The organism is Vibrio sp. CB1-5 (assembly GCF_059412285.1).
Map to the genome: position 1 here is coordinate 1 of NZ_JBJHPB010000011.1, position 18816 is coordinate 18816.

Genomic DNA, 18816 nt, shown 5'->3' on the forward strand with positions numbered 1-18816 from the left:
CACTCAGTAAATCAGAGTTAAATGATTAAGTTGAGCTATGTTGCCGTAAGCTCACACCTTATCTACAATCCGATTGCCTAGCTGTTTTCCACTGTACTCTAACGTATGTTGTAGCACTTGAACGAGAGGTCCATTGCCAGAAAGAAAAATAGGTTCACTCTGCTTTGCGCTCTCACTACGTGAAATTTCCGCAACAGAACTAATGCCCAGTAGAGTCTTACCGGCACCAGGGCGTCCATGAACGACAACAACATATCTTTGCTGCTTATCCCTAGCATGCTGATAAAGCTTTAACAGTGCCGCACGTGCCTGGTCAATATTTTCACCGGCCGAGGTTTTTAGCGTAGGTATTTTAGCGTCGAAAAAGACCTGAGCAGTGCCATGCAATATGCTTGGCTGGCGATAAAACTCACCTTTTACCCACTGGAGTACATTATAGTAACTAGGTTTACTTAATGACGTTATAAGCTGTGAAGCTAACTGGGGAGCCAGACCATCATCTGCGATGTCACACACAAGGTTTGGGTGTTGGAACGGCTTAGCACCAGGTTTGGTGAGTACCACAAAGCCGTGACCTACTAAATCAATGGATTCACTGTGAAAACGTTGCATGGTTTGTAAATCAGAGTTAGCGCGGATTATTTCGTATTCTGACGCCTCAGTCTTGTGCTTGAACTCAACGACGAAAAGATCCCCACTCGGGGTCACCAGGTTAACATCAGCAGCGCGTTTACCACCCTCGCCCACCAGCTCCTGTTCAAACGCTATCCAGCAAGTATTAGGCTCGACCTGTGTTTCAGCGATGGCGTACTCAAGCGTTGATCTCATTACATCGTATTCTGTTTCCCAGGCAGAGTGCTGAGCAGGATCAAGCTCTTCAGTCCACTGCAGGCCATCGTGAAAAGCGATGAGCGCTTTTAAAAAGCTCCCTTTATCCGTCGTTAAGAATTGTTGCCAGGTTCCATCCCAGCCTGCTTTTAAATCCATTTAATCTTAACCTCTTAGCCTTTATCTAGAGCGTTGTGATTAGCTTATCGACTGCTGGCACATCAGCTGCGGCCCAATCGACTTCCCAAAGTTGGTCTTTGGATAACCAACGAGAGTCAATATGCTCTGTAAGCTCAAGTTCGCGTGTTGGGACTTCAATGACAAAACAGTGCATAGTGATGTCAAAATCTGGATAGCTATGCTCTATAGTTAGCAAAAACTTGGGGTCATTAACGGTGATTCTTAGCTCTTCATCTAATTCTCTGGTAATTGCCGCTGCAAGCGTTTCACCACTCTCGACCTTACCGCCTGGGAACTCCCATTTTTGGCTAACATAATCCAACTTTGATGGCGCTCTTTGTACGGCTAGGAATTCGCCTTCATTTTTCAGTACAGCCGCAACGACTTCAGTGTGTTTCTTACTCATTGATTTAGCTCTTCTAACAATTTATTGCTACGAGATTTTAAAACCTCAACATCCTTTCCGTCATCTACGATGTGCATTTTCTTGTGGCAATTTGGGCACAATGCGACTGTGTTTTCAGCCGTATCGTCTCCGCCTTTGGAAAGCCAAACGATATGGTGAGTCTCGAGATAAGGCTCGCCTTTCGCATTTTTAAATGGCGCCGGCTGTAGACAAAGTTGGCACTGACCTTTAGCGAGGCGTTTAGCCAATTCTGCTACCCAAATATTTCGCTCATAGCTAGTGGATTGCTGTTGGTAACGTGTAGCGGTTTTTCCACCTTTAGCGGCTAAGGACTGAAGCTCTTCAAGAGTCAACCTCTTGGCCTTACGAACTCGGGCGCTCTCAACGTTATCTCGATCTTCTTTTCTAACCTGGCGCTCACCCGTTACAAGCTTTAGAGGGAATATATATGCCTTCCGTGGATTACCTTGTTCATCATCTTGCGTTTCCGAGTACGGTTCACCGTCGAGAGCGACTTCGCCAACATAGGTGTATTCTTGGTCCTTAAACACCTCAAATAAGTGAACAGCGACGCCATTGGTTCTCGATTCAGCTAGCGTTTTATTCTGCTGAAACGTTAGGCTTTGATCGCCTTTAGAACCCATGCCTGTATAGTGGAGAACATCACCTACCCACCGATCATCATAAATAGACTTGATGTGGTTCGATACAATGATCAATGTATTGGTTTTATGCGAGCGACGCATCCCACCTTGCGGGCTGCAACCGAATACTTCGCATAGCTCTGTGTTGTTTAACTTTGCGCCCTGGACGAGTGACGTATCATAGACCATCAACTTTCCCTCAAATTTGTTACTGAACAATACTCACTTCTGCCATTTCTTACCTTCTCGACATTCAGATAAGTACTTAAATGGGAAGGGTTTGACTGTCGCTAGTTTATTGCGCACAAAGTAGCTCTTCGTTAAATCCAAACAAAGTTGCTTTAGTTCATCAGGACCTTCTAGATACCTAATATGATTGAACTGCCCTCGGCTAAACTTAAAACCACCTTTTTCACTACCAACAAAATAAGCAGAGTGCTCGGCATCGTAGAAGTGCCCCGTTAGTGCTTCAAGGTACTCGTTATGTCCACCTTTCAACGAGTAATTAAGCATCACGCCAGTCTCTTCAAAATAGCCATCAATCAGTGCTTGTTCAGCGGTCGAGCGGTACCCAATCTTGGCTGCTTTAAGATCTTCTTTATAAAACTCTTCCTGCAGCGTATGTGTCTCCAACATGGACTTGAGCTTGTCATGTATTGGATCTTTCAAGTAGGTAGCATTTGAAAGATAATGATCGATAAACTCACGACTTATTCCTCGTTGGTTACCCCTCTTTAGATGTTCAAGTACTTCAAAGAGCTTTTCGGCATCCGGTATAGCGGCTATTTCTTCATGAACAATGGTACAGATTTGATGAGGTAACTGCGACATGTCTATTACATAGTTCAGCGTTTCGAAATAACGCTGCTTTTCAGGTAGTTCGATACCTAGCTCGTCAAAATAGTACTCATCTCGGAGTTCATAGTGGAAGCAGCCGTTCTCACACTTCAAAATATGGTAAACTGGCTCCTGGTCGCGATACTTAGGTTCTTCCTTTTCAACGAACCAGTAAGCTCCTTTTAACTCTTGAATGAGAAATTGGCCCTGTAAACACTCTTGCTTAATCGCCATTTCTTTTACAACGGTATCAATAATTGGGCTCAGCTCATTTCCTTTCGGTTTTGGGCGCACAGAAGAAATCGTTGAGTTATAGACACTCTGGGTAACTCTATCTGATGCATAAAAACCAGCTTTGGGATCTGGTAGCCCTGCCTTTTCATACTCTTCAGCACTATCTAAGACTACAAGTAATGGTTTTCTACCTTCAATATCAGAGGCCTCGATAAATTCAACCTTTACGGGCCAATCCTGGGATTGCAGCTTTTCAAAACCATTGTTTTTCAAAGAAGCATTTAAAACTTGCAGTCCACCAGCACCATCGATAACTTCATAGATTCTCTTGTATACCTTGTCTATATCGCTCTTTTTGTAATGCTGACGCCAACTGGCTTCGATAGACCTTAATTGAATAGATAAGCAGCCTGAAAAATGCTTATTCATCAGGTCTACAAATTGATATATGGCGCCAGTTTTTGTCTTATGAAGCGATACTGGCTCTTGGCCAGAAATATCAATTGCATTAGTGGTGAACTTTTTCTTTCCTGGACTATACACCATAAGGTTGCCCTTAGGGTTGCGGCGCAATAGCCCACTCTCCAAGTCAAATTCATACTTAGGCTGTTTTTCAATATAGCCATCCGGCTTGAATACCGTTTCTATTGGAGAAAAGGTGGTCCCATCCATGGATATAAATAATGAGTTAAAACGTACGCTCTCTTTAAGTTCAAACTTTAAGCATTTATAAACCGTATGTTCGAAGAATTTATCTGGTTCGACAAAAAGAAACGTGTCGCCAAGCCCAGAAAAGAACTGATTTGGCGCGACCTTACCTAAAGCTCGTACAAAAAGTCGCCCCAATAGCAACTGATCACAATTTTCAAATCTCACTTGCTCAAACGCAATGTCTGCCGATTCTGGTTTACTTTTGTCTTTCTTATCACGCAATATCCAATAATAACCAGAGTGCTTTATAAGCGCCTTAGGCATCGAAGCTCGCTCCACGATGCTAAGTTGCTTTGCGTAATCTACCTTTCCCATACTTTTGTCCAATGACACTTTGTAAATGACGTACTTTTGATTCAACGCTTCAAAATCAAAGGTTAGGTCAATAAGGGTGGTTAAACTTCGGCTCATCTTCTTCACTCCGAAAATTGGTTGAGTAGTTCTAGTAATTGGGTCATTGGCGGAACGTTGTTCGAGCCCGACACGCTGTCAATAATTCCTGGGATTTCGATAACATCAGCATCAGGCGCTATTGCATGCTCTACGAACATTTCGTTTTCTTCAGAAAATTTGCGAGTAACCACACCCGACTTATCGTCATAAATCGTATTGATGTATAGCGCCTGGATAACCTTATCTTCAAACTCTTGAGGAGGGTTACTTCTGATTTCTAATAACTTAGCCTGACACTTCTGAAGTGTATTGTCGTATATCAAGCACCCAATATTCAGATCCCAATGCTTTACATCAACCAACAGAATTCTGTTACCAACTGCTAGATAACCATCAAACCATTCAATACAGCCCTCTGGCATACCTTGTATCTCATACTCAAAATGCTTTAGTACAGCAGAGACTGCCTCCTCGCCCACAGCGCCCATGTATAAATCAAACATGGCTGGAGCCAGAACATATTTGCCATCACTGAATGAACCTGCAAAATGGTTCTCATTAAAGTGCGCTGCGACCAAAGGATTTTTTAATAAGATAGACAAACGTGCCGAGACTTCCGAAACCTCACGTAAACCAGCGACATCGGCTGGATCAACGAATATTTCCGTAATACCTTTTTCGTCTGAGTATTGGATTTGGTATTGATATCTGCCTAGGCTCTCTTTAGGTTCAATATAGTAACGAACCTCTTCACCTACTGGAGCTTGATCCATAGCAGGCTTCTTTAGCATCCAGTACCTTAATCTTTCATACTGACCTATCGCATTGGGGTTCTGATGTTCATACACACTGGTTATAAGCCTTTGAATGTGAGCATAGTTGCGAGATGCTTTAGGGTGATATGAAATACGCTGTTTTTCCTCTGCAAACACTCGATGTTTCTTTTTCACTTCCGTGATCAACTCTTGATACTCATAAGACAGATAGGAAAGATCACGGCTATCTTTGGCTAAAGCTTCGATAAAATCTGCTTCTGCGTCGTACATGATTGAGATCTCTTTCTGTTTCCACTCTGTTCGACACATTCTTCCAAGCGCCTGCTCTATGAACCGATACACAGCATATCGATAATCCTCACTCCCTTTATATGTCTTAATCATCGAACCAACCGCTCTTCCGTTTACTTTAGAAGAGATAAACCATTTCAACTGCCCCTTGACCTCGTTGGCAACAATAATTCCTTTTTCATGCAGCATTAAGGCATCATGAATATTTTTCTTAATGGCTAGTTCTCGTTCTGCTGTTGATAGGTTGTCATGTAGATGGCTTCCTATCAGGCTTTTTGGTTGCTCCAAATATATAGAATCTATGTCTGTCTTATTTTGTATTGGCTCACTGCCCTCTGGACCGATATAAACAAGATCATGCCCGTTCGGAACCTCGTAAGATGGAGATAATCCAGCACCTGTTGCCTGATAGTTTGTGATTACTGCTACTTTCTTATCCGTACCTTCCAACAATTCCAATACACCTTGAAACTGTTCATTTCTAAATGACGCAGCATTTATGTTCTCGAAAATCGTGACATCGAACTTTTCCCCGACAAAGGCCATGAACTCAAAAAACTCTCTGCTCCTGTAACTTTTGTTGAGCATGCAGAAGTGATATCGATTACTTGGATGCTCTGAGAATCGTTTGATGGAGTCAACCAGCTTATCCACCCTACTTAGCGCGAAAGATAGATCTGTAGGCTTATCAACCCCCAAGAGTTGGCACAGCTCCATCTCCAATAACTGAGGAAAATATGTTGTTCCTTTAAACTCTTGATACAGCAACCCAACACCACCCCAATCAACTCGCTGAGATATACCTGTTACATCAATGTTGATTCCATTTTCCGTATATCTGCGCTTTGCGTAGTATTCGTCCTGAATCGCTGACTTCTGTGATTCGTTGAGCCGAATTAACCTATCAGATAACACATCCTCTAAATACTTAAGGTCAAAATTATGAATGGCCGTTTCGCTAGTGGCTGTCGCACTGATACCCAAAACTTTGGCGCCAGCAAAAACCCAATGTGCTAACAGCCCTGTTGAAGTTAGCGCCAAGTCGAAAGTCGTTGCTATAGCTGTATTGTCCGTCTCGCTGAACTTAGAAATATTAGCAATTTCATAACCACTATCATGGAAACTATAAGATTTGTATTCATTTTGAACTTTGAAGCTTAAACGTGCAGATATCAAAGACATAATGCTGTTGGTCAATTCAACCAAACCAAGATTGTTCAGTATTTTCTCAACCAAATTTTCGGTTGTGTAAGATCTCGGCTCATTAGAGTCTTCCAGATTCTTTTTAAGCGTGAGGATGGCACTCAACATACCGTTGCAAAAGGTTCGAACTAACTGGGCACCATTATTGACAAATTGAATAGTACTTTCTTTTCCAGTTGGCCCAATTTCGTGACTACCCTTTAGATGATTGATGTTCGATCGTAGATCCTCATGCTTAAAGTTGATGGCATGAATCGACATTCGGTCAGACAATAGAGTAAAAATACGGTTTTGGTTTTCACTCCCTTTTTGAATAGTCGCATTTGTTATAAATGGCCTATAGTGTATTTTCCATTTTTGCTTGTGATCTTTCAGTGCTATACGAAAATGGTCAAAACACTTATCCACCCCGCCAAACTCTGGCGAACCTTGGATCTTGAAGCTGTCAAAACTCGAGTAAAACTTACGAGTCAACGCAATGATGTCGTAATCTGAAACTGCATTTATCAGATGAGTTAAAAATTCACTTTGCTGACGGTCGAATTCATCAAGTATCAATAGTGAGTTGTCAAGAAAATCGCTAATTCTGTATGTACGATGAATTGCATGCCATGGATACAGCAGTTTTGATGTCGTAAGAAAAAGTACCTGCGTTTGTTCTGGATCTATTAATCGAGCAGGAAAAATACGATTTAAAATATGGTCTGTTTTTGTATCCCAGCCATATTTGTCTCTAAGGTAGGCTCTAAGTGATGTAAAAACAGTTCCGTATCTAGTGCGAAGTTCATCATCAAATACTGAAGCACTGCTGCTACTTTTGGCCTGTTCTAGCAGCTCTATCTTATCAAGTAACTTTTTAATCTCCCGACGCTCACGAACATCTAAGATTTCAAAAACCGTGGCCCAATCATCAATGGATAGGTCTTTTATGCAAGTATCCTGAGCTTGGATCAAAATGACATTGCGTTTTAGAGATGCCTTACGGTTTTTACACAATGACTTATTATTATCAATCCGTTTAAGTAGCTCTTCATATGCTTCCTTTACATTAATTCTCAAGTTAGTTGTGTAAATCAGAGTTTTCTTGGAGTCCGCTTTCAGGTGTTCGAGTTGAAGCTCTGTAGCTTGGTAAGTCTTACCCAGACCAGTCTGCGCATCGACTAGAGCCAAAAAGCCCTCATCAGACATACATGCACCAGGACCTGCAATTTCCAAATAAGTTTTAAGCAATGCACTCATACACGAAACCCTATCAATTAGCTCTTATGCTCGTACCAAAAACACTTCACACTCAAATAACCAGCATCAAGTCTATCTAATTTTAATACTACACTAGAATCAATTGATTCGATAGAGTAAATTAATACAGGTAAATATGATAACCATAGGCAAATTGACATGGATACAATACAAAATAAACGACTCAGATTAATTGACTTCTATCTCATGTTTTACGGCAAAGTTAATCGCTCTGACCTAATGAAGCATGGTGAGATATCCATAGCCACTTCAAGTCGAGCGTTTAATCAGTACCGAGAAAAATTTCCTGAGAATATCCAATTTGATGTGGGACGTAGGTGTTACATCCGAACAATCACTTTCCAACCTAAGTTCTATCATGACGCTTTTTCCGCTCTACGCTTGTTTGCATGGGGGAAAGAAGAGACTCAAATAGAAACGGAAACTTACGGTGTCCAAAGTTCAGCTAGAATTATTGAAAATATCTCTGTAGAGACTCTTTCTCACATTACCCGAGCAATTGTGGCAGAGCTTCCTTTAATGGTTGAATACAATTCCTCTAGAGGAAAAAAGACTCGAATATTTTCCCCTCATACAGTCTTCTTCAGTTTGGAAGCTTGGCATGTCAGAGGGTGGGACTCAGAAGCAAATAACGGTCTAGGTGGAGGCCGCTCATTTAGAATCAGTCGATTTGTTTCTGCAACACATGATGGTTGTGCCCATTACATACTTCCAGAGCAAGATTTAGAATGGCAAACGCCCATAATTTTAAGCGTAGCCCCTCATAGTCAACATGAAAATGGTAAGAACCTAATCTGGGAGTTAGAGATGGATGGGAAACCAATGCGAAACATTCCTACAAATGCCGCTCTCGCTGGTTATGTTCTCAATGACCTACGAGTCGATTGCTCTGTTAATGGCATTCTTCCTCCGAACATATTTAGTCTACAGCTGATGAACCGGCATGAAGTTGAGGGTATTGAATCTATACAAACACTTGGACCAGGTTTCACGATGGAATAAAGCTAAGTAAGAGGAGGAGATACTTCCGAATTTTATACCCCGAAAGACTTTCTTCCTCTAGAGTCGGACTACATTTTTATTATCACAACTGCCAGTACCGTGCAGTATTCATTAACGCATATACTGTACGCAAACTATCTTCCGACTCAGGGTCTTCCATTCCTCGCAACCAACGAACCTTGATTCCAAGATAATTTGCCCACGCAACAGCTTTTTTGAACTCTCTGTAATTATCGGCTTTAGCACTGCTTTCAATATATTGATTAACAAGCAAGTATTGCTCCTGCCCTGCCGAATAACGTGCTGAAGAAAAGGCTCGTTTAAAATGAGGATGTGCACTTTGATAATCTTCATTTCTATAGTGGAAAATAGCTTTACACCATTCCACCAACCAGCCGAGCACTCTACCCAGCTCAGCGGTTTCGACTCTATTCCTATACTCATCAATCTCGCTTAATGACGTTGCTTTTCTCTTGAGTTTAAGCCCTTCATCCAGCAACCGAGGAAAATCACTAGACACCAAGTCGTTAGTCGGATTCTCGTGATGCTTCACTAAGCTATAAGTCATGACAGGCCCAATATGAGCTATCAACTTCCTGAACTGCGCGATGCGGCTAGTGCCTTTGCTGTCGATGTTATAGTTGATGCCTTGGGATCCCCATTTAATTTTATCAGCCCTAAGCCACCACAACTCCATTACCGCACTATACCAATAGTCTTGTCGTTCAAGCGCCAGAACGTCCATATTGTTTACACGCTCTTGCACCAACACCCTATAGTGGCATGTCTCTCTATCAAACCTACGGTACTGTTTCTTAAAACCGATAACGAGTTGATACAAATAATCATCGCCATAAGCGCTTTGAACAGACTTAAAGCAATATGTTGTAAATCGCCCCAGCAAGAGTCCTACTCGATAAGCACTAATCTGATTTGGAGTAACATCTCTACTAAATCTTTCATCATTAGTCTCGGCCAAAGCTTCGATTGAATCATTCAGCGCTTTACTGAGAGCATGCGTACTAGGTAGCTGCTGGTCTGAGGTCCACCTTTGTGCATTTTCAAGGTTCCGTTCATAACGCTTATATTTTTCTACCAATTGCTTGTTTGTCTGATATGAAATATCACCCTGCGCCGGATTGTGAAACCTTATCTGTGATAACCCCTGAGAGCTATATATCCACTGCCACACTTTTGTTATTGGAAACTGAACTGCTGCTCCCTTGGCGTCAAAGTTCACATCAGGCAACCACCAAAACTTGTCTTCAGGTAATGATAAACCTGATGCATTAACGTCGAACGCCAACGAGTTTTTAAATAATGAAGTTAATACCCTATCTATTAAGCGATGCTGAACTACCCATTTAATTGTCTCGGGAAAAGACAGATATGTTCCATCGAGGCGGACAAGGTCTCTATATTGGTCCAAAGCATCTTCGATTGACGCCATTATGGCCAATGTTACTCGAGGGTCATCCACTAACTCGAACACTATTTCACCGAAAACACTTAATAAGTCCTCTAATTGGTTATCAATCTTAGAGCTCTCTCTCGCTAACCGCGCAAGACTTTTCTGTATAGTCTTTTTGTGTTTCTCGCCTCCAACAACCGAAGTTTCATCGTTCTTCTGAGGGAGGATACCGGCAGCATTGAAAAGCTCTCGAACAACCTCTCCTATAGTTGGAAAACGGTAGTGTAGTTCTTTCATTTCAATCAAAGGGCCTGGTTCCAGGCCCTCTCCTAACTTCTAATTATCCTTTCTTGGGAGTAGCCACCCCGCGTCCACCACCTGATTTATTACCTGTTGTTGACGGCCAGTTTCCTCCTGGACCAGAGTGGCTTGATGGACCGCGACTACCTTTGCTTTTTGTCATAATGTATCTCCTTTGATTAGAACTGCACATTTGCAGTACATCTCAAAGACTATCCTCTAGGACATAATTCAAATACCTGCTTTTTAGCGACGTGTTCTTCAAGTAACAATATTATCTGGCGGTAGGTAGCCAGTTAACGCCCTATCAAGCATGCCTCCATCCACTCATCGACCTCACCTTCTACCCAAGCCACGGCCCTATCACCTAAACTGATGGATTTTGGAAACTCACCATCATTCATTTTTCGGTAAATCGCTGAACGGCTTAATGCTGTTTTTTCCATTACTTCTTTTAGTTTTAGAAATCTCATGGGTTGTTCTCCTTGCTATTCGTCATAACAGGAGTCCGCCATTAAATTTTTACTCAGAACGTTTCGTTGAAGCTCAAAGGCACCATACCGCCTCTACTCGCACACCACACCCTTCATTCAAAAGTCTTTCAGATATATGTCATCACCGTGAATCGATACCACTGTTCACTTTAGGAGGCATGCCATGCGAACAACGCACTATCCACCCCACCAGCCATCGAGCTTAAATGAGTTACTTGAAACAGCAGCAGAAGCCCTTGCGCAGAAGTACAAACGTGAAGGGACATTTACCAATCCAAACAACGTAAAGGAGTATTTGAAGCTCAAGCTAGGGTCATACGATCGAGAAGTGTTTGCTCTGATGCTGCTTGATAACCAACACCAGTTGATACGATTTGAGGAGCTGTTCTTTGGCACTATCGATGCGGCAAGTGTATATCCAAGAGAGGTGGTTAAAGCCGCGCTTAATGCCAATGCTGGTGCTGTGATATTTGCCCACAACCACCCATCGGGTGACCCAGAGCCATCGAGCGCTGATAGACGCATTACCACAAGGCTCAGCGATGCTTTGTCACTCATTGATGTTCGAGTACTCGATCATATCGTGGTCGGTGAAGATTGTGTCTCTTTTGCAGAAAGAGGCTGGATATGAAAAGCATTATTGCGAAATATGGCTGTGTATCTTTATTACCAGAGCTACAGCAGTATTTAGTCGCGTCAATAAGCCTAGCCGCCCTTCCCGAGCACACCAGGCGCATTTCGCTGAACTTCCGTCATTCTGCTTATCACGCCAAGAAGAAAGGGCCTCACCCTTTAGAGGTCCACTTAACGAGGCTAGACAACAGTCAAGTTTGGAAGATTACCACCATGACGAGCTTCGCCTTTCCTGACGACTCAAGCTCGGAATTAGAAGTCGAGCTCTACTTTAACTTCAATCACCAATGGTTCTATCAACCTGATATTGAGCGGTGTGAACTGAACCGACCAGAAGTGATAGGGCTGTTCCATTCATGGCAACGTGCATTGCTTAAGGTTTTCCGCACTGGAGGCTTTGATTCTTTCGCTATCTCAACAATCAACCAGCCAGCCCAAACCACAGCTTAAATCCATCACACCAACATAAGGCGCCGTTAAGCGGTGCTAGGAGGCCCTATGCCTGTAAAAACATCAACGATTAGTTTTGCCCCTTCATGCCTACCAGTATCAAAGGGATTTCAAAAATGTCTAGCCCAAGCGCTGAACCAGCACCATGAAGGTTTGGGTAATCACATCACCCTTAATTTTCGCGATAAAAGCTACAGCGCTGCTAATGGAGGCTTTCACCCTGTCGAGATAGCACTGCAAAAGCTCGAAGGTGGGCATTACTCAATTATGTACATTACCGACTTTAGTTATTGCGGTGGTCCCTACCCAGAGCTGGAGAGAGATGTCGATTTTGATATCGGCAATGGAATGGCATTTTCTCGCTACGGGGGATGGCAAAGTATACGTGAACCCTTAATAGCTGAACTGTACGAATTGTGGCAAAGCAACTTTGTCGCTTATGTCGACATGGACGCCTACGACGAAATCAAAGTCAGTAGCCACTAAATCCCTACTCAACCATCACGACAACAAACCAACCCAAACCACGTTCAAAAAGCATTCTTCACTGGCACACGTGAGCGCTGATATCGCTGCTTCCCATATTGGTAAAACGGGAAGCTTCAAGCCCTTGCTACATACGGGTTTGGCGGTGTCGGCCTCTCTGTGCTTCCCAAAACACCCTTCTACAGACAAAAAAAGGAAGCAGGCTATGTCTGAGGTCCAAGCAATAAAGGATGACGATACTATCCGTCTGATAGGTCATCTTCTAAGTATACGCTGCAACCCGCAAATGGCTGACGTTTGGCACATTGGATTAAATCTGGCACTGCGGATATCGGATTTACTCTCTATCCGTTTTGAAGACATCCACGATGACCGTCTTATCATCCGTGAAAGCAAAACCGGTAAGTTAGCCAATATCCCACTCAACACCAAAGCACGTGAACACATTGCCAAGGTTCGGGAAAGGCACCCTAACCATATTTATCTATTCCAATCGTATCGATGCCAACAGTTGAAGCATAGACCACCACAGCCGATTTCTCGGCGTGCGGTGTCGATGGCCTTTCATCAAGTTGGGCAAGAGCTCAATATCGCACTTGGTACTCACTCCATGCGCAAAACAAGAGGTTACTTCCTCTACCAATCCACCAAAGATCTTGGGCGAGTAATGAAGATGTTACGCCATAGCTCTGAAAGCGTGACGCTTCGTTATATCGGTATCACTCAAGATGAAGTCGACAAAGACTTCGTATCACTCGAACTGTAACTTAAGAGAGGTTCTATCATGGAACACTTACAACCTGGCGATCACCTAGTGGTCGATATCAGCAACAACACCAGCGAACAATTTACTCGTTACGGCAACGCCAAGCATCACGGTCTTTATATTGGTGATGGAGAGGTTATCCACTTTAACGCTCATCTTGACGAGATCATCTGTGAGTTACTCGATGACTTCAGTGATAGCGGACCTATCAACGTTAAACGCCACGCAAGCTGCCCTAGGCGCGCCATTGATAAAGCTAGAAGCAAACTGGGTTACAGCGGGTACAATGTACTTTCCAACAACTGTGAGCACTTCGTTAACTATTGCTTAGATGATCACTTAACATCAGCGCAAGTGGCAGATAACTATCACGTAAGCGCTCATATCGCGGCTCGTGCAGGGCTTCTTGGACGTGGAGCGGCAGATCTAGCTAAAGGGCCTATTGGCATTGTTACCATCGGCTCTACCCTTGCTAAGGCCGCAGGTGAAACTCTTGGACTGCCAGATAGAGTCAACACCGTTATTGGTACCCCTGGCGACTTGGTCTCTAAACCTCTTGAGTCTTGTATTAATGGCGCTGGTAAAACAATATCTAATACCACCGATAAAATCTGTGATGGGGATATTGTCGGTGCTGCAGGAGAATTAATTTATGGTACCACTGAGACAGTAATAGAAACAGCGTTTGCACCTGTGTATGTTGTTTTTAAGTGTTGGAATGCCATTTGGGATTAACTATGTTAAGGCTAGGTTTTCTCCTAGCCTATTTTATTATCTCAGACTACAACCAAAGTTTCTATTTCCCTCTCCATAGTGCTTGGTTTCTTTTTTTGCCAAATAGCTTACCCGATAGAATAGGTCAGAGTACTGCTTCGTGAATTCATACTTATCCCGATATAGATAATAACCACCATTTTCTGAGAAGTGTACTAGACCGATTGTATTGGTATAATCTAACCCTAATGCGCTAGCCCATGAAGAAATAATCATCCCAGATAAACCAACCCTACTATCCCAGTCACCTAATTTATGAAATCTATCTTTATTAAATAGTAGAACAACATGATAATGGTCATTTATCGAGCTATCCATTTCCCTACACCAAATATATCTCACGCTTGTCGAATACACCCTTTTGTTATTTCTACGATACCTCTGGTCTGTTGCTTGTATTTTTGCCTTAAGTGAATCTACAAATCTAGAGATAAGTCTATCTCTGAATCGACAGTGGTTAACAGGCTCGTCTCGACTCAAGCAGTCTAGCTCTTGGGGGGCTTGTGGTATCTTTAGGTCTACCCTAACTGCATACACTCGCTTGTCATCATCACAGGCACGATTAATCGTGCCCAGCATCCGGTCTAAGTATCTTACATTGTAGTCATTCACATTCCCCTGGATGGGTAGTCCCTTGAAGTGGTTCTTGTTCATTTTCGTCACCTATGGCTTTTCATTCATAGGTAATGAGCTGCATTAATTATTTAGCTGATAAAACCGTGACGTGATCATACTAGGGTATGTTCACTAAGAGCTATGTATATAACTATACCAACACTATCGAAGCGATTCCGTCTCGAGATTCCCTCATCTATTGCAATTGCGAAATTACATACGTAACACCGAGTAATTCGCTCTGGAGTTGTCGGTTCCAACAAAAGACATGACAAACCACCCACCTGCACTAGAAATCCTTGATAAAGCGAGGATTGAGAAAGAAAAGACCTTACTTAAAAATTACGTAATAATTATGTGATAATTACACGTTATTTATCGTTAATTTAGTGTAAATTCATATATTAACGATGCACTTGGGTTGAGGGAACAATCAAATGGACTTACAGCTAGGTAGTTGGAGAGAGGGTTTCTTTTATGCTCGGGAGTTAGATCTGCTTTTGGGGTTTGGCTGTGTTGAGGAACTCAACCGCATTCACAATTTGAGGGACGCTGAAGGTTACTTAGGCGGCATCTTATTCGCTATGTCCTATACCGATGCAGCGGAAGTAGTCAATAAACTAGGTAAAAAAACTAACCAGTTTGATGATAAACATCCACTGGTCACTCATCTTAAAAGCAAGTTCTCAGAAGATCATCAGTTATCAGACGACGACTACCAATGGATGGAAGACAACCCAAAATCTTGTGCATTTTGCTACCAGTTTTTGTATCTGAACTCATGCCGGTATGATGACAAAATCACGGACATTGAAGGTATTGTATTAGACCCAAAACACTCTCGCCAGCCACTCATTAAAACTAATACTTTCCCTAGATTACCCGACTTCCTGGAAAATAGAGATCGAATTAGAATCCCATCAATTATAAAACGTCAACTAACACCAAATACAATTTCTGATCTAATCAAATGTATTAAAACTGCGTTTAAAGAAAGTGAGATTGATCTAGCAGGACAAAAGTACATTTTGACACTAGTAGCAGATGCCTGGAAAGAGGCATTGAAAACAGATGAATGCTCTTCATTTAGCAAATGGTTTGATATAGATACGCCAGAACAAACATCATGGTTTAAAGAATACCACGCAAAGAAATATCCTAACATTCAACTATCATGGGACTCAGTGAATGAACAAGATTACTTTTATATTCTTTATGCGGAATATTGTTATCTTTGTTTAATAGACCTAACATTTGCAAAGCTACTTTTAAAAGAGGCTAGGAATGGTTGGAGCCAAAGAAAATTCCAGTCAAAAAATAAAGGCACGAGATCCAGAAGTATATCCATGTCTGATAGAACGAATAAACGATTAGATTTGCTCGCAAAAAAGAAAGACCAAAAAATTAACGCTCTTATCAAAGAGCTAATAGATCGCGAATATGATGAAATATTTGATCGTTAGGCTTTACACCATAAATGGATTGGAGAGCTTACCTACTCTCCAATATCTCTGAGACACGTACTATCGGCTGACAACCCTATCAATCACCCAAGCTTGAACCTCAGATTCAACCCAGGCCACAGCTCTATCACCAAGCGACACCTGCTTAGGGAACTGCTGTTTTTCTATAGAGCGATAAACACCAGATCTGGATAACCCAGTCATCGCGAGTACTTCTTTTAGGCGGATTAAACGAATCGGTTTGTTTGGCATTGTGACACCTCATCAATAAGTAGATTTCACTCTGATGACATATGTCTGAGAAAATTTAGTATCGATGTCTACTGGCCATCAACTAGAGCCGCTCCAACGCTCATACAACCAACCACTAGTTAACTTGCTGCAGGTAACTGCCACCGGTAACACTGTAACTTCCATAACTCGATTTCTCGATATGCTCACTCCACCAAGACATGAGTTGGCGCCGAGAGTCGAGGTAGTCTGTCCTGTTATAGGCTTTACGAATTTGGTTTTTATTGGTGTGAGCCAGCGCCGCTTCAATTACATCAGCATCAAAACCTTTTTCGTTAAGGGTAGTACTGGCGAGTGCCCTCATGCCGTGAGCCGTCGTTCTATCCTTAAAGCCCATTCTGCCAAGCGCTTTGTTGGCGGTCTCTGAATCAGTAGGTACCTTAGGATTGCGGCTCGATGGAAAAACGAATTCTCGATGGCCACTAATCGGTTTTATTGCCTCAAGGATAGCCAAAGTTTGGGTAGTTAAAGGAACGACATGTTCACGGTTCATCTTCATGCGCTCTTTCGGGATGATCCACAACTGATTATCCATATCAATCTCTTCCCAGCGAGCACCAGAGGCTTCATTAGGACGAACCATGGTATGGAGCTGCCATTCGATTAAAAAACGCGTGACGTGCTGGATATTGGCTGTAGCAACCGTGCGAATAAGCTCATGCATTTCATGTGGTTGTAGTGCTTTCATGTGAACGACTTTGTGTTTCTTAAACACATCACGAATGCCTGACAATGGATTGGCATGGATCACTCCGCTATTTACGGCGTAGTTCATGATCTCATTCATTAACTGGGCAGTACGTTTCACGGTTTCAAGTAGGCCCTGTGACTCAGTTGGCCGTAAAGCAGCGATAGCAATGGGCGCCGTGATCTTACTTACCGGAATAGTACCAAGCTTTGGAAAGGCATAGAGTTCGAGCTTGCGCCAGTTGCCATTCAGCGTCTTCTCCTTTATCTGGCCTTCTTTAGTCACCTTCCATTGCTCGGCGACAAACTTAAATGTCGCATTTTGCTCGGTGATCGCTTTGGCTTTCTGCTCTGCTTTGGCTAACTGGGGATCGATACCATCAGCTAATAGCTTTCTTGCTTCAAGCGCTTTCTCGCGAGCCTCAGCGAGTGACATGTCAGGATAGGTACCAAAAGAGAGATAGGTGATTTTATCCTGACCTGGACGCTTGTAGCGAAACTGCCAAGACCGAGAGTTGCTGGGACGTACACAGAAGTAGAGGTTACCACCATCAGATAGTCGATAGAGCTTATCTTTAGGTTTTGCAGTTTGGACTTGCCTTGCTGTTAGGTTGTTCGCCATTTTGATCCCTCAAGTAATACCTGCTCTAAGCTGAATAGCCGAAAAATCGGGGTATTACTTATGACTGATAACTATCTAAATTAATTGAAGTTATAGCTCATGACGATGGAGAAATTGACAACAAAGTAATACCTGAATTAGTGCTCTAAAGTAATACTAGCATCAGTTCGTGAGCGTGGGTATTACTTTAGGTATTACGAAAAACAAACGCTTTTGTGGAACATTATGGAACGCTACTGGATCGTAACTGATTGATTTTGATAATCTTCAGATAAGAAAAAAGACGTCCTGAGACGTCTTTAAACTTGAATGTGGCGGTGAGTGAGAGATTCGAACTCTCGATACGTTGCCGTATACACACTTTCCAGGCGTGCTCCTTCAGCCACTCGGACAACTCACCGTATTTTGATTTGGTTAGCACTCTTGGCTAACGGGGTGGTAATTTAATGATTCCGCCCCGCTTGGTCAACCCTAAAAGGGAAAAAAGCTGCGCTTTTTTAATTGTTTGCTTACTTTGTGATTGATTCGATCAAATGATCGGCAAATCAGACGCTTTGGTAGTAGCCCGGTACTCGGAACCAGCGGCGGCATAAGTCTAGGAAGTAGCCGTATAGGACGCCCATTCCGCAAGACACAATCGCATTACTCGATACAGCGGTAATGATTTGATCTGTTGATGCACCTACAGTAAACAAAATCGCTGCGTAAACTGGTGATTGGAACGCGACGTACGCGACCAAATCCGAGAACGCTTTCATAGGGCCAGAAGGCGATACTTTCGCGCCTTGGCGTAGTGCCCAGTCACGGAACACACCATATGGCATTGCGATGGCGATGTTAACAGGGATCGACAACAAACGTGATGCCAATGACTGTTCGAAGGTCATGCCAGAGACAAGCACTTCAATCAACATACCAGACACAAAACAGAACACGACCATTGCAAAGGTATCAGCGGCCGCGTTACGAATACAGAAAGGAGCTTTCGGTTTCACTTACAATCTCACAGGACAATAAACTAACATAAAATCGAATGTCGACTCATATGACTGGATATTT

General features: G+C 42.7%; 19 protein-coding genes and 1 tRNA gene. 7 read left to right on the forward strand and 13 right to left on the reverse strand.

Features of this window, described 5'->3' with window-relative positions:
* Positions 1 to 51: 51 nt before the first annotated feature.
* From ACJB0T_RS09985 to ACJB0T_RS10005, 5 genes are read right to left on the reverse strand one after another with little or no spacing between them, the layout of a single operon-like run.
* Positions 52 to 987, reverse strand: coding sequence for a DNA/RNA helicase domain-containing protein (locus ACJB0T_RS09985; RefSeq protein WP_479290643.1), 936 nt, complete (start codon positions 985 to 987; stop codon positions 52 to 54).
* 25 nt (positions 988 to 1012) lie between these two features.
* Entirely contained in the window at positions 1013 to 1414 is a 402-nt protein-coding gene (locus ACJB0T_RS09990) for a (deoxy)nucleoside triphosphate pyrophosphohydrolase (RefSeq protein WP_479290644.1), read from the reverse strand.
* Positions 1411 to 2247, reverse strand: a complete 837-nt coding sequence (locus ACJB0T_RS09995; RefSeq protein WP_479290645.1) for an HNH endonuclease — start codon at positions 2245 to 2247, stop codon at positions 1411 to 1413. Before ACJB0T_RS09995 ends, ACJB0T_RS09990 begins: the two co-directional genes overlap by 4 nt.
* A 33-nt stretch (positions 2248 to 2280) precedes the next feature.
* On the reverse strand, positions 2281 to 4251 hold the full coding sequence (locus ACJB0T_RS10000; RefSeq protein ID WP_479290646.1) for a hypothetical protein: 1971 nt from the start codon (positions 4249 to 4251) through the stop codon (positions 2281 to 2283).
* Between the two features lie 5 nt (positions 4252 to 4256).
* Positions 4257 to 7742: a hypothetical protein gene (locus tag ACJB0T_RS10005; RefSeq protein WP_479290647.1), complete on the reverse strand. Its 3486-nt coding sequence runs from the start codon at positions 7740 to 7742 to the stop codon at positions 4257 to 4259.
* Between the two features lie 159 nt (positions 7743 to 7901).
* On the opposite strand from ACJB0T_RS10005, the gene ACJB0T_RS10010 reads away from it, so the two are divergent.
* Positions 7902 to 8765 (forward strand): BrxR family helix-turn-helix transcriptional regulator, encoded by an 864-nt coding sequence (locus tag ACJB0T_RS10010; protein WP_479290648.1) that lies wholly within the window; start codon positions 7902 to 7904, stop codon positions 8763 to 8765.
* Positions 8766 to 8847: 82 nt separating this feature from the next.
* Here ACJB0T_RS10010 and ACJB0T_RS10015 read toward each other — a convergent pair whose 3' ends face one another.
* The 3 genes from ACJB0T_RS10015 to ACJB0T_RS10025 form a co-directional block, all read right to left on the reverse strand.
* Positions 8848 to 10482 carry a hypothetical protein gene (locus ACJB0T_RS10015; RefSeq protein WP_479290649.1) on the reverse strand — a complete coding sequence of 545 codons (1635 nt, stop codon included), beginning with the start codon at positions 10480 to 10482 and terminating at the stop codon, positions 8848 to 8850.
* 34 nt (positions 10483 to 10516) lie between these two features.
* Entirely contained in the window at positions 10517 to 10639 is a 123-nt protein-coding gene (locus ACJB0T_RS10020; protein WP_425652993.1) for a hypothetical protein, read from the reverse strand.
* A gap of 133 nt (positions 10640 to 10772) precedes the next feature.
* Positions 10773 to 10949, reverse strand: a complete 177-nt coding sequence (locus tag ACJB0T_RS10025; RefSeq protein WP_479290650.1) for an AlpA family transcriptional regulator — start codon at positions 10947 to 10949, stop codon at positions 10773 to 10775.
* 184 nt (positions 10950 to 11133) lie between these two features.
* On the opposite strand from ACJB0T_RS10025, the gene radC reads away from it, so the two are divergent.
* The 5 genes from radC to ACJB0T_RS10050 all read left to right on the forward strand — a co-directional run bounded on the left by radC (position 11134) and on the right by ACJB0T_RS10050 (position 14040).
* A complete protein-coding gene (gene radC / locus ACJB0T_RS10030) occupies positions 11134 to 11601 on the forward strand; it encodes a RadC family protein (RefSeq protein ID WP_479290651.1) in 468 nt (155 codons plus the stop codon).
* A complete protein-coding gene (locus ACJB0T_RS10035) occupies positions 11598 to 12053 on the forward strand; it encodes a DUF2787 family protein (RefSeq protein WP_479290652.1) in 456 nt (151 codons plus the stop codon). Before radC ends, ACJB0T_RS10035 begins: the two co-directional genes overlap by 4 nt.
* 48 nt (positions 12054 to 12101) lie before the next feature.
* Entirely contained in the window at positions 12102 to 12539 is a 438-nt protein-coding gene (locus ACJB0T_RS10040) for a DUF2787 domain-containing protein (RefSeq protein ID WP_479290653.1), read from the forward strand.
* Positions 12540 to 12744: 205 nt separating this feature from the next.
* On the forward strand, positions 12745 to 13305 hold the full coding sequence (locus tag ACJB0T_RS10045; RefSeq protein ID WP_479290654.1) for a tyrosine-type recombinase/integrase: 561 nt from the start codon (positions 12745 to 12747) through the stop codon (positions 13303 to 13305).
* Positions 13306 to 13323: 18 nt separating this feature from the next.
* Entirely contained in the window at positions 13324 to 14040 is a 717-nt protein-coding gene (locus ACJB0T_RS10050) for a lecithin retinol acyltransferase family protein (protein ID WP_479290655.1), read from the forward strand.
* Positions 14041 to 14076: 36 nt separating this feature from the next.
* Here ACJB0T_RS10050 and ACJB0T_RS10055 read toward each other — a convergent pair whose 3' ends face one another.
* Positions 14077 to 14733, reverse strand: a complete 657-nt coding sequence (locus ACJB0T_RS10055; RefSeq protein WP_479290656.1) for an inovirus Gp2 family protein — start codon at positions 14731 to 14733, stop codon at positions 14077 to 14079.
* Positions 14734 to 15131: 398 nt separating this feature from the next.
* Here ACJB0T_RS10055 and ACJB0T_RS10060 point away from each other — a divergent pair, with 398 nt between their 5' ends.
* Complete coding sequence (locus ACJB0T_RS10060) at positions 15132 to 16157, forward strand: hypothetical protein (RefSeq protein ID WP_479290657.1); 1026 nt, start codon at positions 15132 to 15134, stop codon at positions 16155 to 16157.
* A 60-nt stretch (positions 16158 to 16217) separates the two neighbouring features.
* On the opposite strand, the gene ACJB0T_RS10065 is transcribed toward ACJB0T_RS10060, so the two are convergent.
* The 4 genes from ACJB0T_RS10065 to ACJB0T_RS10080 form a co-directional block, all read right to left on the reverse strand.
* A complete protein-coding gene (locus tag ACJB0T_RS10065) occupies positions 16218 to 16409 on the reverse strand; it encodes a helix-turn-helix transcriptional regulator (RefSeq protein WP_479290658.1) in 192 nt (63 codons plus the stop codon).
* Between the two features lie 115 nt (positions 16410 to 16524).
* Positions 16525 to 17757, reverse strand: coding sequence for a tyrosine-type recombinase/integrase (locus tag ACJB0T_RS10070; protein ID WP_479290659.1), 1233 nt, complete (start codon positions 17755 to 17757; stop codon positions 16525 to 16527).
* Positions 17758 to 18069: 312 nt separating this feature from the next.
* Positions 18070 to 18157: transfer RNA gene (locus ACJB0T_RS10075), tRNA-Ser, on the reverse strand.
* 145 nt (positions 18158 to 18302) lie between these two features.
* Positions 18303 to 18752, reverse strand: a complete 450-nt coding sequence (locus tag ACJB0T_RS10080) for an L-alanine exporter AlaE (RefSeq protein WP_479290660.1) — start codon at positions 18750 to 18752, stop codon at positions 18303 to 18305.
* Between the last annotated feature and the right edge of the window lie 64 nt (positions 18753 to 18816).